This is a genomic window from Methylobacterium longum, from assembly GCF_022179385.1.
Classification (GTDB): domain Bacteria; phylum Pseudomonadota; class Alphaproteobacteria; order Rhizobiales; family Beijerinckiaceae; genus Methylobacterium; species Methylobacterium longum.
Genome location: NZ_BPQS01000199.1, coordinates 1 through 295, shown reverse-complemented (window position 1 = coordinate 295; position 295 = coordinate 1). Strand labels below are relative to the sequence as shown.

Genomic DNA, 295 nt, shown 5'->3' with positions numbered 1-295 from the left:
CATACGCCGCAGTCGGACCGCATCCGCGATCGCGCTATCTGGTGAGGAAGAGAAACGAGGGCGGCGTCCGTCCCGCCAATGGGCTCTGACTGAGCCCTGATATCCTAATGATCTTCGATGGATGAGCCGAGGCACAAGGCCAAGTCTCGGAGGATGCCGGCAGAACCGGAACCCAAGTCCAAAAAAGAATCCTTAGAAAGGAGGTGATCCAGCCGCAGGTTCCCCTACGGCTACCTTGTTACGACTTCACCCCAGTCGCTGACCCTACCGTGGTCGCCTGCCTCCTTGCGGTTGG

Annotated in this window: 1 rRNA gene; it reads right to left on the bottom strand. The window is 59.3% G+C overall.

Going from position 1 to position 295, the window contains the following annotated elements:
• Nucleotides 1–196: 196 nt before the first annotated feature.
• Nucleotides 197–295 (bottom strand): 16S ribosomal RNA (locus tag MFF58_RS32090); the annotation flags it as partial.